This window comes from Chromatiaceae bacterium, assembly GCA_024235395.1.
GTDB lineage: Bacteria > Pseudomonadota > Gammaproteobacteria > Chromatiales > Chromatiaceae > Thiosocius.
Genome location: JACKMK010000004.1, coordinates 403,375 through 418,812 on the forward strand (window position 1 = coordinate 403,375; position 15,438 = coordinate 418,812).

12 protein-coding genes and 1 pseudogene are annotated in these 15,438 nt (G+C 66.2%); all 13 read right to left on the bottom strand.

Features of this window, described 5'->3' with window-relative positions:
• Positions 1 to 6: 6 nt before the first annotated feature.
• Positions 7 to 2,004, bottom strand: a complete 1,998-nt coding sequence (locus H6955_20330) for a hypothetical protein (protein ID MCP5315917.1) — start codon at positions 2,002 to 2,004, stop codon at positions 7 to 9.
• Complete coding sequence (locus tag H6955_20335; protein ID MCP5315918.1) at positions 2,001 to 4,856, bottom strand: putative baseplate assembly protein; 2,856 nt, start codon at positions 4,854 to 4,856, stop codon at positions 2,001 to 2,003. Before H6955_20335 ends, H6955_20330 begins: the two co-directional genes overlap by 4 nt.
• The gene (locus H6955_20340) at positions 4,853 to 7,369 is read right to left on the bottom strand and encodes a putative baseplate assembly protein (protein ID MCP5315919.1); all 2,517 of its coding nucleotides are present in this window, start codon (positions 7,367 to 7,369) and stop codon (positions 4,853 to 4,855) included. Before H6955_20340 ends, H6955_20335 begins: the two co-directional genes overlap by 4 nt.
• Positions 7,366 to 7,734 (bottom strand): GPW/gp25 family protein, encoded by a 369-nt coding sequence (locus H6955_20345; GenBank protein MCP5315920.1) that lies wholly within the window; start codon positions 7,732 to 7,734, stop codon positions 7,366 to 7,368. The genes H6955_20340 and H6955_20345 overlap by 4 nt, the downstream gene beginning before the upstream one ends.
• A gap of 2 nt (positions 7,735 to 7,736) precedes the next feature.
• A complete protein-coding gene (locus H6955_20350) occupies positions 7,737 to 8,057 on the bottom strand; it encodes a hypothetical protein (GenBank protein MCP5315921.1) in 321 nt (106 codons plus the stop codon).
• Position 8,058: 1 nt separating this feature from the next.
• Entirely contained in the window at positions 8,059 to 8,568 is a 510-nt protein-coding gene (locus tag H6955_20355) for a baseplate assembly protein (protein ID MCP5315922.1), read from the bottom strand.
• A complete protein-coding gene (locus H6955_20360) occupies positions 8,565 to 9,704 on the bottom strand; it encodes a hypothetical protein (protein ID MCP5315923.1) in 1,140 nt (379 codons plus the stop codon). Before H6955_20360 ends, H6955_20355 begins: the two co-directional genes overlap by 4 nt.
• Positions 9,697 to 10,035 (bottom strand): LysM domain-containing protein, encoded by a 339-nt coding sequence (locus H6955_20365; protein MCP5315924.1) that lies wholly within the window; start codon positions 10,033 to 10,035, stop codon positions 9,697 to 9,699. Before H6955_20365 ends, H6955_20360 begins: the two co-directional genes overlap by 8 nt.
• Before the next feature lie 76 nt (positions 10,036 to 10,111).
• A complete protein-coding gene (locus tag H6955_20370; GenBank protein MCP5315925.1) occupies positions 10,112 to 10,768 on the bottom strand; it encodes a hypothetical protein in 657 nt (218 codons plus the stop codon).
• Between the two features lie 166 nt (positions 10,769 to 10,934).
• A complete protein-coding gene (locus H6955_20375; protein MCP5315926.1) occupies positions 10,935 to 12,122 on the bottom strand; it encodes a DUF4157 domain-containing protein in 1,188 nt (395 codons plus the stop codon).
• Positions 12,123 to 13,328: 1,206 nt separating this feature from the next.
• Positions 13,329 to 13,805, bottom strand: a pseudogene (locus tag H6955_20380) (DUF4157 domain-containing protein).
• A 95-nt stretch (positions 13,806 to 13,900) separates the two neighbouring features.
• Positions 13,901 to 14,155 (bottom strand): hypothetical protein, encoded by a 255-nt coding sequence (locus H6955_20385; GenBank protein ID MCP5315927.1) that lies wholly within the window; start codon positions 14,153 to 14,155, stop codon positions 13,901 to 13,903.
• Positions 14,152 to 15,381 carry a DUF4157 domain-containing protein gene (locus H6955_20390; GenBank protein ID MCP5315928.1) on the bottom strand — a complete coding sequence of 410 codons (1,230 nt, stop codon included), beginning with the start codon at positions 15,379 to 15,381 and terminating at the stop codon, positions 14,152 to 14,154. The genes H6955_20385 and H6955_20390 overlap by 4 nt, the downstream gene beginning before the upstream one ends.
• Positions 15,382 to 15,438: the final 57 nt, after the last annotated feature.

The window sequence follows — 15,438 nt, forward strand, 5'->3', positions numbered from 1 at the left end:
CCCCGATCAAGTCTCGAGAAACGGACCCGCCTCGAGTGACAGACGCAGATACTCGGGCAGATTGCGTCGCAGTCGTGCGGATTTCATGACATGTTTGAGATGCTCGAAGGCACCCATCTCTCCACCATCTTCCGCGCCCTCGCGGATCGCCGTTGCGCAGCGCGCCGACAACTGTCCATAACCGGCGTCGCCCCAGACCAGGCTCGTGAAATACGGATGCATGAAACCATCATCGTCGCTGGGCCTGCAGCGATAGCGGCGCGGAACAATCGACCCGGACGGTACCCAGCTGAAACGCACACATCCCTGCTGAACCCGTTCGATGCGCACCGGTGGCGCATCGCCCGCGGCATGGAAGATCGTGTCGTCGGCGCTCAGCGTCGTCGCATGCAGCCGACCGACCAGCGTGCTCGCGCGCACCTGGACGTCACCGGCGGGCTCGTCATCGTCGCGGGCCACTGCCAGCGCATCGGTCGCACCCGCATCGACGATGCTGTCGCTGATCTCGACACTGGCTGTTTCGACGAGCCGCAGGGACGAACACACGCAACGATGCAGCAGTACCCCGCAACCGGAGTCAATCTGCAACCCCACCAGTGGCGTGGCGCGATCATCCAGTGCATTGCTCGCCGGCACGAGTGTGCAATGCTGCAGGCGCAGCCGTTCAAGGTCGTTGACCGCACCGTCGACGGTCGCGGCCACGCGTACGGCGCCACCGGCCACCAGCAACCCGTCGAGCCGCACCTCGGCGCCGGCGTCACCCGCGAGCTCGAAGTCACCGCCCAGAGCGAGCGCCGGACGACGCCCCTCGGCCGCACGCAACTCGATCCAGCGACCTGCGGGTACATGCAGTTGCAGCGATTCGGCATAGACCGCGTTGTCCGTGATCTCGACGACGACACCGTCCACGTCGTCGGAACCATCCGTTGTGAGACGCTGCACCGCGGCGTCCAGTGCGGCCTGGATCGAGGTGTGGTGTTCGGGCACGCGTATTGGCGCACCCGGCGAGAAACCTTCCTGCCGCGGGTAGGTGCCGCCACCGATCCGCCCGGGGAACCCGTAGTGGTACATCAACCGCACTTCGCCGGGCGGATCCTCGCCGGACGGAAAGGCGAGGCGTCCGAGCTCGGGGTCAATCGCGATACGGTCAGCCGGCAGGTTGGCCCAGGAGCCGGCGAAGTCCATCAGATTGCAGACCGAGAACAGATCGAGCCATTCCTGGCCGGCTGCAGGTGTCACAGGCTCACCATCGACCTCGACTGCGAACGATATCCCGAAGTAACGGTCCGGATGATCGGCGAGCAGTTCGCGCGTCAGCGGCATGGGCACATTCCAGGGTTCAGCGCGGTAACTGATCTCGGGTTCGGGCAACGGGCGGTTGTAGAGCGCGAGGTCACGACCCAGGACATCGAAGCGGAAACGGCGGGCATCGAGCCGTTGCGCCGGACCCACGCCCTGTTCGAACGCCGGTATACGCCAGCTGTGAATGCCGATGTTGGCGATGTTGTATCGCCCCCTGCCCGGCTCGATTCTCCGCATCTCGGCGGTACGCGGCGACGCATCGAATGCGGTTCCGCGCAGCGGTGGTCGCCGCACATCGATCCAAGTACGGTGTGCCGGGCGCAGATGGTTCAGATACTGCGTCGTGGCCAGACGTTGGAAGTATTCGACCACCAAGGTGTCCCAGCCCGTGATGTCGGACGCGAGCTGCTCGATCACCGTCGCGGTGCCCTTGCGGCGCCGGTACGCGAGCGTATTCGCCACCTCGGCCCGGCTCGCCGCGGGATCGGTGACACCGACCAGCGCGCCGAGATAGGGTATGACCCAGTCGGCACAGGTTTCGATGAACAGGTCGTCGTAGAGTTGATCGAGATCGTCTTCCAGCACCGTGACCTGCTCGCCGATCAGTTCGATCAGCGAACGCAGCACATGGCCCTGCGCCGCGTCACGTTCCCGGTAGACGGCCGGCAGCAGCGCGTACAGACGCTCAGATGCCGTGCTCATATCATGACTCCCAGGTCGAGGCCACCGGCATCGAGCGTCAGCAGCTCGGTGGCCACCAGGCCGTCCGTGGATGCCTGCGGCTGTCCTGCAAACACGATGGAAGCGAGCTGTTCTGCCTCCAGCGCCCGGTATAGCGCATCGAGATCGACAGCCACCACCCCTTCGATATTCTGCAGCCAGGTCGTTACCTGGCTCGCCGCGAGTGACTCGCCGAGCGATCGCGCGTCGAATGAAAGGCGTTCGCGAAGCATGGCGTCCGCGGCTGCTATCACAACGTCGTCTTCGTAATCCGGGTCGATCCGCAGTCTGGCCCTGATGCGCACCAGGCCTTTCCGATAGCTCATCACCGACATGGGGACCGACGCATCACCCCCGGCACGCAGCGCCGCAAGCAGGTTGTCGTGCAAGGGGCTGCCGCTTTCGACCACATCACCGTCGGTCCCCGCCACGGTCAACGCGACGACGCGTCGCTTACCGTCCCAGATCCACGCCGCGTGCGCCTTGTCGACACCGGCGAAGGCGCGGGCGAAATCGGCATAATCGACCAGTGACACCACGCGTCCGAGCGTGCGTACCGACAACGGCACGTTGTGCTGTGCTTCGCCGAGGGTCTCGGCGTCGGCACCGCCGCTGGCGGCCAGCGGGTTGACGACCTCCTTCAACCCCAGTGGCCTCGTCAGCAGGAGCCCGATCTGATCCGCACGCACGTTGCCGCCGGCACCAATGCCCTTGCGGTAGCTGGCCTCGATGTTGCCGGTACCGCCGGGCGGTCGTGCACCCGTGCGCCCGTCGCCGAACTGCACCGAGGTATGACCTTCGTCGTCGCGTCGCGTGACGAATGTGCGCGCATCTGGCGCGACAGCGAAGAAACTCGGTTTCTCGTGCCATTCGACGCCATCGATACGCACCTCGAGCGTCGATCGCGCACCCGCGTCGTCGGGGTCGGAGGACGATACATAGGTCAGCGGCGGTTGCTTGAGTTCGAATTGTTGCCACGGCACACGCGGATCGCCGCCGCCGAGGGTCTCGCTGACCGTTTCGCCATGCGTCGCCAGTGCGACGTTGGCATGGATCGCCACGCTGTCGCGCACGTAGCCGTATTGCAGCGCCGACGTCAGCGTGACGCGTGTGAAGCCTTCGTCCCCGGTGACGTAATCGACGCGATCGATCTCGACCGGTTCGCACTTGTGGACACCCGCGAGGTCCGAACGTTCACCGCAGACGATGAGCTTCTGCCCCGTGTATAGACCCTCGACCCAGCCATCGAGTTCGACGACGAGTCCGGCGACGGCTTCGTCGATCGGCAGACGCGCGAGCGTGAGTTCCTCGCTCTGCGCAAACACGGTGCTTGCGCGGATCGGAAAGTTCGACAGGCCCGAGTTCGACGGATCGGGAAAGCGCAGCATCAGTCGGCTGACCTTCGAGGACAGGGTCATGTCCGACTTCGATACCTCGTCCACGCGATCGATCTGGTAGACGAGCGCCGCGTTGCCGGACTTGATCGCGATATAGCTGTCGGGTGCGAGCTGTTGGTAGACGGTATCCAGATAGATCCGGTCCATCGGCGTCGGATCGTCATTGTACGGATCGGGAAAACTCGCCAGCGTGTTACCGTCGACCCAGGTGGCGCTGCGTTCCCGGTAAGGTCCCGGGATGTACACATAAGGTGGCGATGGATTGTCCGGCTGGTCGGGGTCAGGGCCGTATTCACCGCTACGCTGGCTGACTGGCAGGGCGCCCCAGCGCGGGGCGTTGTGGCCGAAGATCGCGGCCTTGGTGCGCAGCGCCAGTACGCCCTGCGGCGGGCGCGAACTCGCCTGCAGATGGGCAAACAAGTCGAAGACATCGAAGTCATACAGCTGTGCTCCCGCGTAGAGGTCGATACCACTGACCACGGAACCCAGCATGACGCCGAAGTCGTTGCCGGCGCGCGTACTCCCCAAACTGCTGACCACTGATGGCGCTGCTGTCGAGCCCGGTTGACTGCCGGAAGGCAATGCCGTTGCAGCACTTGCCGTGGCCGGCGGATGCAGTTCGGCGGCGAGCGTACGCGGTTGCAGCAGCTCGACATTGCCACGCCCGAACGACAGATCGCCACGCGAAAACGAGGATTCGTCCGGTGGCGCAAGCGGCTGCAACGCCACCAGAGTGACCTGGCGGTCCATATCGGGCTCGACCGACGTCACCAGACTCAGGCGTGAACCGTCAGCGTCCGTCGTCAATATCAGACCGTCACCGCGTTTGAGACCCGTGACCAGGCCATCGAGCAACAGCGAGGTGGTTGCGTGGTCGAACTCCTGGTAGCGCGTCAGGCGTGGGCGAAGGCTATTCCACTCGGGCCGCGCCGACACCGACTCGACCGTCTCGAAAACCTGCGCAGTCTCGCCGGGACCCGGCACGCTTTGCACCCGGATCCCCGCTTCGAGCACAGTCTCTGGCGCGTCGCCGGGCAAGCTCGCGGATTCCAGCGTAAACGCAAGCCAGACGTTTGCGGCGACACCCGGTTGCAATCGATATCCGACGAGATCGGACAGGCCGACGGCCGAGCGCCGTTCGCGTGCCGTCGGCAGGTAGTGCTCGTTCGCAATGCGCTCCTGGTAGAACGTGAGCACGTCGCACATGGCCGCACCGGCGTCGAGCCAGGCCAGCGCGAAGTCATCGTCGTCACGCGTGGTGAGCTCGGCGAGCCCTGGCTTTGCCGAGAGCCGCGCGCGCAGCGTCTGCCGGAAGCGCGGATAGTCGCCAACGCGATACGCGATCGCGTCGAGTCCGGGCCGATTGTGCACGTCGCGCGGCGTCGCCACTGCGAAACCTGCACAACACCCGCACACCGTATCCGCCTTGTTCGTCATTGCATCACCTGCATGATCAGATTGAATACGCCGTGCTCCGGGAAGTTCGGGTCGTTGTCGAGCCGCGCGATCTCGAGTCGCGCCATGGGCAGAAAGCCGGCTTCGCGCCCATCGCTCTCACCCTCGCCAAAGCGCTGAAAGCGACTGACCCGGATCGAGGCCACGCCGGGCGTCGACTGCGCCGCGGCAACCAGCGGGCTCAGGTACACGGGCTCACCGAAGCTGAAGCGGTCCGGATGGAACAGGGCGGGCTCGCCCGCGTCGTCTACGCCATTGTGGAACTGCGCCAGCAGCGCACGACGTACCGGATCGGGGAAGTGCCCGGGTGCAACGCACACCTCGAGCTCGATATCGAGTGCCACCTCCACCGGCGAGTCGATCTCGAGGTCCTGTCCCGCCAGCCTGAACGCCTGCAGGTGATTGTTGAGACGCCGCTGGAACGCCGTGTCGACGGGCAGGCCTCCCGTGCGATCCACGCTGACGAACATCGTGTGCCAGCTGCCGGTCCAGCGCGGTGTGGCCTGCACACGCTGGACACTGGAAAGACGCCGCGCGAGATTGCCGTAGTCCTCGGCCGTGACGGCGCGCTCCTGGGTGCGGAACGCATGCGGCGCTTTCGCCCTGACCTCCGCCACGGGCTCCGCGTCAACCCCGCCTTGCGCCGGCATCCAGTTGCGTACGCGCTGCACGATCGGATCCGTCGGATCGCCGGAGAGTAGCGGATCGGCACTGACCAGATGCTGCAGCGTGTCGCGACCGATACGACCGTCGCCGCGATGACCGATGCGATAGCGGGCATCAAACGACAATCCAGCTGCGGGTCTCGCACCATAGTTGCCGTCGCCAAAGCGGAGCGCGGCGCTACCGTCCGCCGACATCTCGACGACATAGACACGTTCGAGGGCCGTATGCGCGAGCAGGTCGCGCGACGGTTCCCAGTTCTCGCCATCGGAATCATCGAGCCACAGCTGCGGCAGTGCCAGCTCAGGGGCCGCGGCCAGCGTCGCGGTCGCCGACGTGTCTCGATCGAACGGCGCGGCCCAGACAAGCGGACCCGACGACAGCGGCGGCCGGTAACGCGGCGCACGCGTAGTCGTCGTCGTTGCGTCACAAGGCGCGGTGGCAGCGGTAACGCGGGTGAGCAAAGGGTCCGCAGGGGGCACGGCGGGCAGCGTCTCGGCATCGATGCTGAGGCCGTGATCGGCGGCGACCACGTTGCCGAGCGCAAAACCCACGGGCTCCGATTCGACACCGATACGGGCCGAGACACACAGTGGAAACGGCAACGCATCCTCGTCCGACCATGCGATCTCGGTGACGTCGACCGGATCGTCATTCGGCGGATTTTCGAAGCGGCCACCGAGCGGATCCTGGCTCGCTGTCACGGCGGTCAGTCGTACGGCATGGCGCCGTTCGGGGTCGGCGTCCGCTTCGACACCGGTCGTTGCACCGACGGTCTCCGCGAGTATCACAACGTCCCCGGCCGCGAGGTTCGGGTAGCTGCCGCGCAACGTGGCCCGCGTCGCCCCGAGCGGCAGGCAACAGGCGTCTGCGCCCCAGGTGTAGAAGCCCATGCGGTTGTGCGCCGCGTGCAGCTCGATATCGTGCAGCAGTTCGAAGACCTGAGCCTGTGCAACGAGCGCCTCGTGCCATGCATCCGAGTCGGGGGCGAACTGATCGGGCAGTCCATCCACCCGGGTCAGGACACGCGTCGGGACATCGGTATGCCGCGCACTGAGTAGCTGGCCCGAGACGTCATCGCGCACGTCGATCTGGATCCACACGCGGCTGTTGCAACCCTCGTGCACGAAATAGTCCACCAATCGCACGTGCCGCCGCACCGATTGGCGCAGGCGTGCAGTCTCGAGGTAGGCCTCGGTGCCGACGGCGTCCTGCCGGTAGGCAAGCTTGTCACCCACGTACGCGAGCAGTTCCACGAGCGTGACGCCAAGATCGGCGGGCGTCTGGTTGTGCCAGTCCGGTGAGCGGATCGCAACGTGGTCGAGCAACAGACGACGGAAACTGTTGAAATCGCGGGCCAGGTATCCCTGCTCGGGCGGCCGATAGCGCGTGGGTGGACAGGCCGCGTCCGCGGCGCAGTCGACATCGGACTGGCACGAGGCCTTGAAACTGAACTCGATGCGTGACAGCAGCGGATCGATCCCGGGCGGAACGTCGGTCGTGCCCGGGACCACGATGCGCAGCACATACAGCGAGAAATCGCCGGCGCTGTCCAGCGTCAGTCGCAGGCTGCGCATCTCGCCATCCGGATCGCCGTCACCAGCATCGACAGCGCTCACCTGCACCTCGGGAATGCGCACGCCGCCCTCGATGCGGAACTGTGCCGGCAGCATCGCCGTGACCGGGTTGACGAACCGCACGATCAGCGTGCGCTGGCGTTGTGCAGCCGGCTGCGACGGGTCGTCGACGACCTCGACATTGTCGAGCCCGTTCAGCGATGGGTGATCGAGCAGTGCATCGCGGCGCTCCTCGCTGCAGCAATGGAAGATCATGCGACCTCCCCGCGCGAGAACACATCGCGCCGCTGTTCACCGCTTCGTTTGAGCCGGTACTGCACGGTCACGTGCAGGACCCCCTCCTCGGCCTGGACCGCGACCGCCTCGACCGTGATGAGGTCGCCGAGCCACTGCTGCAGGGCGCCCTGGACGAGGAATTGCGTCGTCGCTGCCAGCTCGGGGCTGTTGGGCGCGAACACGAGCTGATGCAGCCCGGTGCCGAATTCGGGGCGCATGACCCGCTCTCCCGGTGCCGTGAACAACACCTGTTCGATCAATCCACGGACCCAGGTCACCTGATCGACATCGCGGGTATGGCCACGCTGGTCGAAACGGAAAGGAAAGGCGACGCGCGCGGTCATGCTCAGCTCCCGACCACGCGTGTCTGTGCCACGACGGGCATCAGCGGTGTCCCGTTTGGCGTGCACACGGCCTGGCTGTCCATCAGTACAAGCGGCTGACCGTTCGACTGCACGCGTACGGCCGCAACCACCCATTGCGCGGTCACACACGGTACCGGGCTGCCCGAGACGTTGAACGGGCAAGCCGCGATCGCGTAGGGGCCACTCATCAGCACCGTCGGTTGTCCGCTGACGAGCACGCGTGGATTCGGCACGGTCGGCGTCGCCGTACCGCCGTGCGCACACAGCACCGTCGCCCCGACATGCAGCAGGGGACCCGGCACCTCAGGTCACCGTGAGCGCGCCATTGTTGATCGCGACGGTCGGTCCGACCAGTGTGATCATCGCGCCCTTGCCGTTCTGAATGTAGATCCCGGTGTCGTTGACGATCAGTGTCGCACCGGTCGCGCTCTTCAGCATGATGCCTCCTGTCGGACCCGGCAGGTCCGATATCGTGACGCCGTTCTGCAACGGCGTCTGAAACGTGATCGCCGGCGTACCCGGCGGTGACGCCAACGCCAATGCCGGTATCTCCGCCGCACTTCCCCAAAAACAGCCGACCCAGATGGGGTGATCCGGGTTGCCTTGTTCGAACTCGACCCAAACCCCCGAGCCGATCATCGGTAGCGCCACCATGCCGTTCTGGATGCCGGCGATGGGCACGCAAGGCATCGCCCAGCTCGCCGGCGGCAGGCCGGCCACATCGGGCACCTGGATCTGCAGGCGCCCCTGCTGCATCGGGTCGATGTTGTTGAGGACCACCCCGCGGTACTTGCCGTAGTAGCGTTCGCTCATGCCGGCACCCTTGGCGTGATGGATACGAGACCGTTGCGCGTGAGCTCAAAACTTTGCTTGAATTCACCGCGCCGCAGGGTGCTCGTCACACTGCGCACGTAGTACAGGCCGTCGTAGGCGATACCTACACCGCGCACGCCGACCAGCTTGCGTGCCTTGAGCATGCGCCCATAGCGCAGTACGTCCAGCGTACCGCTGCCAGTCACGGCATCCTGCGACTTCTTGGCCTCGTTCAGTCCTTTCGATATCGCCTGCATCGGATTCAACTTCGCTGTGTCCTTGAGCACCTTGATGTTCGCGATCGGCGTGGGTATCGCACCGAGCGGAGGCTGCAGGGGATTCAGGTTGGGTATCGGGATCGGAATCGGCGCACGCGTAAGCTGGTTCTGGATATACACGATCGGCAGCACGCCCTTGGTCGGATCAAAACTGAAGTTCAACGACTCGACGTTGGTATGTGCATCCATGTCGAGATTGAGCGCAGGTTGCGGCACACCGACCTTGATCTCCGGTCCGAAGTAAGCCACGTTGGTGCCCGCGGTCGGTCCGGGTTCGATGTAGAACACGTAACCGACCTCTTCGGCGAGCTGGTTCAGGTAGGCGAGGTCCGTGCCCTGATGCGCGGGAATGCGTTCGACCGGAATCGGCACATCGGGGAACAGCGTCGGCACGGGCAGCGGCAGGACGCCGAACGCGGCGTACTTGGCGCAGATCAGCGCGACGCGTGCCTCGATCGGCATCGCCGGGTACGGCAGCCCGCTGAAATCGATCATGTCCATGACCTTGGTCAGGTCCTCGCCCGTGACCGTGATGCTCCCGGCCTGCCCCTGCTGACCGGCCTGAACCTCGACGTTGGTCACGACGCCGTCGAACAACGGCTCCGCCGCACCGTTGAGGGTCACGACCAGCAGCACGCGCAGGGGCGGCGTGGCGATACCCGCATTGTTGCCCGCCGCGACCAGAAAGATCGTGTTGAGTTCCGATCTGCTGTTGATCTTGAAACGCATCTGGAACCCGCTCGCCGAACCGGCCGCGCTCGTCACGGTCACCGACTCGAGCGCATCGATCATGAGACGCGGCACCGCAAGCGGCACGACGGGCCCCATCAGCAGGCTCAGGTGGACCGGGTTAGACATCGGCTCCCCCGGGGACACCCGCCGGCAGGGTCACGCGCAGGCGTCGACCCGCCTCCCTGGTCAATTCATCGGGGTCGAGCACGACGTTCGCGTCGCACAGCCGCCAGTACAGCTGCGGGTCGCCGAGGTGGCGCGCCGCGACGTTGTCGATCCGGTCACCATCGACAACGAGGTGTTCGCGCACGGTCGCGAATTGCTCCGCTGGCGGAATGAAGCGTCGTTTCACATAGGTCACCTCGCCGCCGTCGGCACGCCTGAAACGCGCCGTGTCGAGCCCGTGGTAGCGACTGTCCGGCGGAAACGCCTGCGGGACGAGCGAGTTCGCCTGCATGAATGCCTTCAAGGGATCTGTCACGAGCCGCTTCCTCCCGCTGCTGCAATTCCAATCGCTATATGAAAACGCTTGTTCATGGCAGCCCCCCGATACCGAGGGCATCGAACCCGACGGTCGCCACCTTCTCCACGAGCTTTTCACGCGACTGCAGGTAGGCCATGAACAGGCTGCCGCCACGGTGGTCGAACCCGAGGTCGTCGACCGACAGGACGCGCAGGCCGAGACTCACCTTCGCGCGGATCGGGTTCAGCGTCGGATCGAATGCCTCTTCCGTGATCGAGAAGTCGGTCACGCGCACCGGCGCGATGCGGTTCGCCCCCCAAACGAACAATATGAGCGCCGATTCCATCGGGGCGATCTCGAGCGTTCCCGAATCGGCCAGGGTCTTGCCTTCGAGCAGCGCCGCCGAAGTCGGATTGACGAGCGCCTCGAGTACGGCGAGTTGAGGTCCCACGCCGGCCTCGACGACCGTACGGTGCTGGTCCGGGAATTCGAGTTGGTCGACGGCATCGATCTCGGCCTCGAGCTTGTAGGTCTCGATCGCCGGGCCCTTCAGGCGCAGGGCTTCGGATCTGTCCGCGCCGTCGCCGGCGCCCTGCACCTGCAGCGTCCGGCTGATAGAATCCGAGTTGTACTGCAGCGCGATGACGCGCCTTACCTGACCTGACCCCGGATCCACGAGCACGAGGCCGCCCTTTACCAGGCGTGGCGAGTTGGGAAACGACGTCATGCGTCTGCTCCAGTGTCAACGATGGCTGCCGTCGTTCCAGGTGCGTCGTACCGCATCCGTGCCGGCCCGTGGCTCATGGCGACCGCATCGATGCCGGTATCGCGCGACGGCATGCGCCGCCTGCGGCAATGTCCGCACACCCGATCCATCTTGTACCCGCTGTATCTCATAGGGGCTCCTCAGTCTCCGTCGCTGCCGGGTCCGGAGAAAACTCCTCGACGACCGCGCCGGGCGCCACCGACTCGCCCGCCGGCGCCTGGTTCTGTTTTGCCGCGCCGGCTGGCGCCTTGGTCTCGACCACCGCGCAAGGCTTGGTGCTGGTGGTCATCTTGTTGACGCAGATGGAGCCCTTCTGCCAGTCCTTGTTGAAATCGGGGCTTGCCCAGCTGGCCACCAGGTGGCCCTGGTTGGCCCAGTACTGCGCCCAGATCTTCTTCAAGGTACCGGAACCGGCCCTGTCGCCCGGCCCCAGCCCGAGCAGGCAATCCTTCACCGGCTTGCCGTCGTCGGTCTTGAGACCGTTGATCTGGCGGATCAGCGCCCGGTTGAAGGCCCCCTCCATGCCCTTTGGAATCTGGCTCGGCTGGGTGATCTCCTCGTCCTTGTAGACGAGCGGTGTGACACGACTGACGAACGACCAGCAGTTGTTCCCCCTGGTGGCCTGGGCACCGACCGTCTTGCGGAACGATTCCATGGCGCCCACCGCGGCACCGAGCTTGCAGCCGCGGAAGTCGACCGTTTCCACTGTCACCGCACCCTTAAGGGCGTTGCCGAGATCGCGGATCGGGACCCAGGAGATGGTGCCAATGCCTGAGATGAACTGGACCTCACCGACGCGGTTCGAGTGCGACACCACGTAGAGCGTGCCGATAGAGGCCTTGAGCCCCTGCAGCTGCTTCGCCGCATCTTCTACGCTGGTCACGCGCAACACCTTCTTCGCGTAGGTCCGGCCCTCGACGAAGTCCTGCTCGTTGTCGGTCAGTACGATGGCGACATCCAGCTTTGCCGGCGCGCTCTCTTCCTTCTTGTCGTCTTCACCTTCGCGCTGCACCCGCGGTGTGCCCTCGCGTTGCTGCACCACATGGGTGAGCTCGTGCGCCAGCAGGCGGCGGCCCACAGCTGTATGCGGAGCGTAACGGTCGGGCGCGAACGTCACGTGGCGTCCCACCGTATAGGCACGGGCGGCGACCGCACGGGCGGATTCCGCGGCCAGCGCGTCGCGGTGAATGCGCACCGCGCCGAAGTCGTGGCCGAAGCGCGGTTCGAAATAGGCGCGGGTCGCGGCCGGCAGGGGCTCGCCGGGCGACCGCAGGACCGCGTCGACAAGGGGCGGCGCGACCGCCGGGCCGGCCATCGCGTGGCGCCGGTCCGAATCGGCAGCGCGTTGGAGCGCACCCGTGGTCGCCGGGGCATCGGGTGCAGCGGACACCGCTGCTCCGACGGGCGTCCCGTTGGCGCCTGGACCCGCTGCGTCGAGCACCTCGGAAAAGCAGCGGTCGAGATCGCGCTGGCGCTGCGGTCGGGCACACTCCTGCTGGCGACAGGTGATGAACGACCGAAGCAAGGGGGCTTGCTCCAGGACCTCGCCGTAACCGCTCGCCCGCTCGCGGGCCTGCCGCAGGTCCTCGCGCAGTATGACGTTGGCCTGGGTTCGCGTCGGTCCGCCGACGCCGGTCTCGCGGCGGATGTCGTCGACGATCTCGACGATGCGCTGCTGCGGCGCTTCGCGGATATCCAGGAAGGTCCGGCACGGGTCGCTGGCGCCTGGACCCGAACGCTCGAACTGCTCAAGCTCGCTCAACCCACCCTCGACGTTTTCCAGGGTCAGCGATTTAGGCGGCTCGGCGACTGGGAAACGCGTCCGCTGGCACGCGGGTTTGCCCGCTTGGCGCCGCTCCCGTGCGGTGCGCTCACCGGAGGACGGCATGCCCATGATATCGAGTTCGGCCAGTGGCGGCCGAGGACCGGGACACAAGCCGTTGCGCCAGGCCCAGGAGATCGCGTGCACGACCTCATGGACCAGGGTGTCGACCAATTCCTGCGGATTCTCCCGCGCCTTGCGGATCTTCGGATTGATGGTAAGAGTGCCGCGCCCCTGGTCCAGTCCGCCGAAGGTCTGCACGCCGTCGCCGAAGGTGCGACGGACCCGCAAACGGATCGGGCCCAGGTCGGCACGGTCGCATTTGCACTTGTCCAGCCAGTTCCAGAGAACAAGGAACTTCGGATGCGCGAACAGGGCATCGACCACCACGCGCTGCTCCCGGGTGTGACCGAGCCGCCGCCGGAAACGATCCGGCGACAACCGCATCAACTGCGGCGTCGCGCGGCCCGTCACGCGCGGCGGCAGGCCGGCATCGCGTGCGGCCGCCTTGCGCCGCAATGCGGGCTGTGCTCGCCGCGTGGTGACACCGGTAATCGGAAGGTCGGTTTCCGACAGGCGGAGGACCTCATCGGCGACCCGGTCGGCTTCCTGTTCGTAACGGTCACCGGGCTCGTTGATCGTCAGTTTGGGTTGCAGCGACGGCGCATCGCCCGGTGCCGAACCGCGCGGCCCGCCGCCGCCCTGCTGCAACACGTGTGTCAGTTCGTGGGCCATCAGGTGCCGGCCGCGCGCGGTGTCCGGCGCGTACTCGCCGGGGCCAAACACCAGGTCGCTACCGACCGTGAACGCGCGGGCGTTGACCGCCCGGACAGACGCCGTCGCATCCGCGCCGACGTGGACGCGCACCGCGCTGAAATCGTGCCCGAAGCGCGGTTCGAAGAAGGAGCGGGCCGCGGTGTCCAGCGGCCGCCCCGGCGAGCGCAGCACCCGGTGTACGCTGTCCGGTGCCGTGTCGCCCGGGCCGGCGTCCGTGCGACCGGGCCGGTCCGCAGGTTTTGTCTGTAACAGCTCCTCTTCGTCCTCGTCATCGACCTTGCGCTGCAACTCGCCGGTGGGCAGCCGCATCACCGGGTCCGCGATCGGGTGGGTCGCATCCCACACCGGGCGCTCTCGGTCATCGTCGGTCACGCTTGGAGACTGCGTTTCCCGGCACATCGCACGCGGCGCGTTCAGCCCCGAGGTCTGGCTGAACAGACTGCCGGACTGCACCTGCCCGCGGCCCGCCGGCCGGTCCACGGCGCGGTGGCCGCTCACGACCCACCCCCGCGCACGATGCCTTTCGCCACCGCCCGACCCAAGGCCCCGGCATCCGCTCCCTGCGGCGTGCGCACCTTGCCGACGCCCAGGTGCGCCGACCGGTCGTGATCCATGAGATACGCCTGCGCGTCGGGCACCGCCAACAGGCGCTGCAGCTCTCCCTGCAGCGCGCGCTCCACCGCGGCGGCGTCGCGGCCATCCACGCCGCGCAGCACCAAGCGATCGATGTGCAGCACCACGCGTGTCACGGCCCACCCCCACCCGACTTGGCCTTGAGCGCGGCCTTGCAGGCCGACTTCAAGGCCTCGGCCTCGGAGCCGGTCGCGCCCGAGGCGTCCACCGCCGCCTCACACGCCTTCTCGCTGCCCGACTCGAGTCCCTTGCGGATGCCGTCGCGAACCTTTTCCCGGAGATCTTTCGACAGCGGCAGTTTCTTCACGATGGGATCGACGATGTCTTCCATGACTTTGCCGATCACGACATCCTGCAGGCTCCTCGTCTTGCGCGGATGCTTGCGGTCGTACTCCTCGATCTTCCTGCGCTGTTCCTCCATGCGCTTCCAGAGGTCGTCGCCGGGACTGGGATCGCGCCTTGGTCCCAGTGGCCGGTCGGTGCCGGGCAGCGGCGGAATCGGTGTGAGATCGATCTTCTTCGGCGGTGGCGGCGGCCGGACCGAACCGACACTCACCGCGATCTCGACACGCCGGTTGCGCGCTTCCTGCACGCCGTCACGGGTCGCAACTGCAGGGGCACTCTCACCGAGCGAGTCCGCGGGAATCCCGGCGATACGCGACGCATCGATCGTCTGCTTCTTCAACGCCTCGAGCAGTGTCTCCCTGACGGCATCGGCGCGTTGCTGGCCCAGCTTCACGTTGTACTGTTCGCTGCCAGAGCGGTCGGTGTGACCGGTGACCCGGATCGCCACGCGGCCGTCGCGCAGCATGCCGACGTGCAATGCGATATTCCATGCCAGCTCATCGAGCTGTTTGGCATGCGCTCCAGTGGGCTTGGCGCTGTTCAACTCAAAGCCGTCCAGCACACTGGACCACTGTTGATGTGGCACGACCTCGGGCGCAGGATCCGTGTTCTCGGCGCCGGGTTTGGCCTGGCGCTGGATTCCGATCGGCGCGGCACCGAGCGACGCCGCGTTCACGATCCCTCCGCGTGTCGTGGCCGTGGCCGCACCGTCTGCGCGTGCTTCGGCGTCGGCCGTGGCGCCCTGGCGTGACTGCTGCACGACATGCGCAAGTTCGTGGGCAACGAGACGCCGCCCTTCGGTGCTTTCTGGTCGATACTCGCCGGCGCCGAAATGGATCTGTTCACCGAGCGTGAACGCACGCGCATGCAGACGATCGGCCGCCGTCGCAGCCGCCGCATCGGTATGGATGCGCACCTGGCCGAAGTCGTGATTGAAGCGTGGTTCGAGTTCGCGCCTGATCCCGGCGTCCAGTGCGCGGCCTGCCGGGCGGCTCATCACCGACGCTGCAGATGCCGATACCGGCAGATGCGAACTTTCGGGGAGGATCCGCCG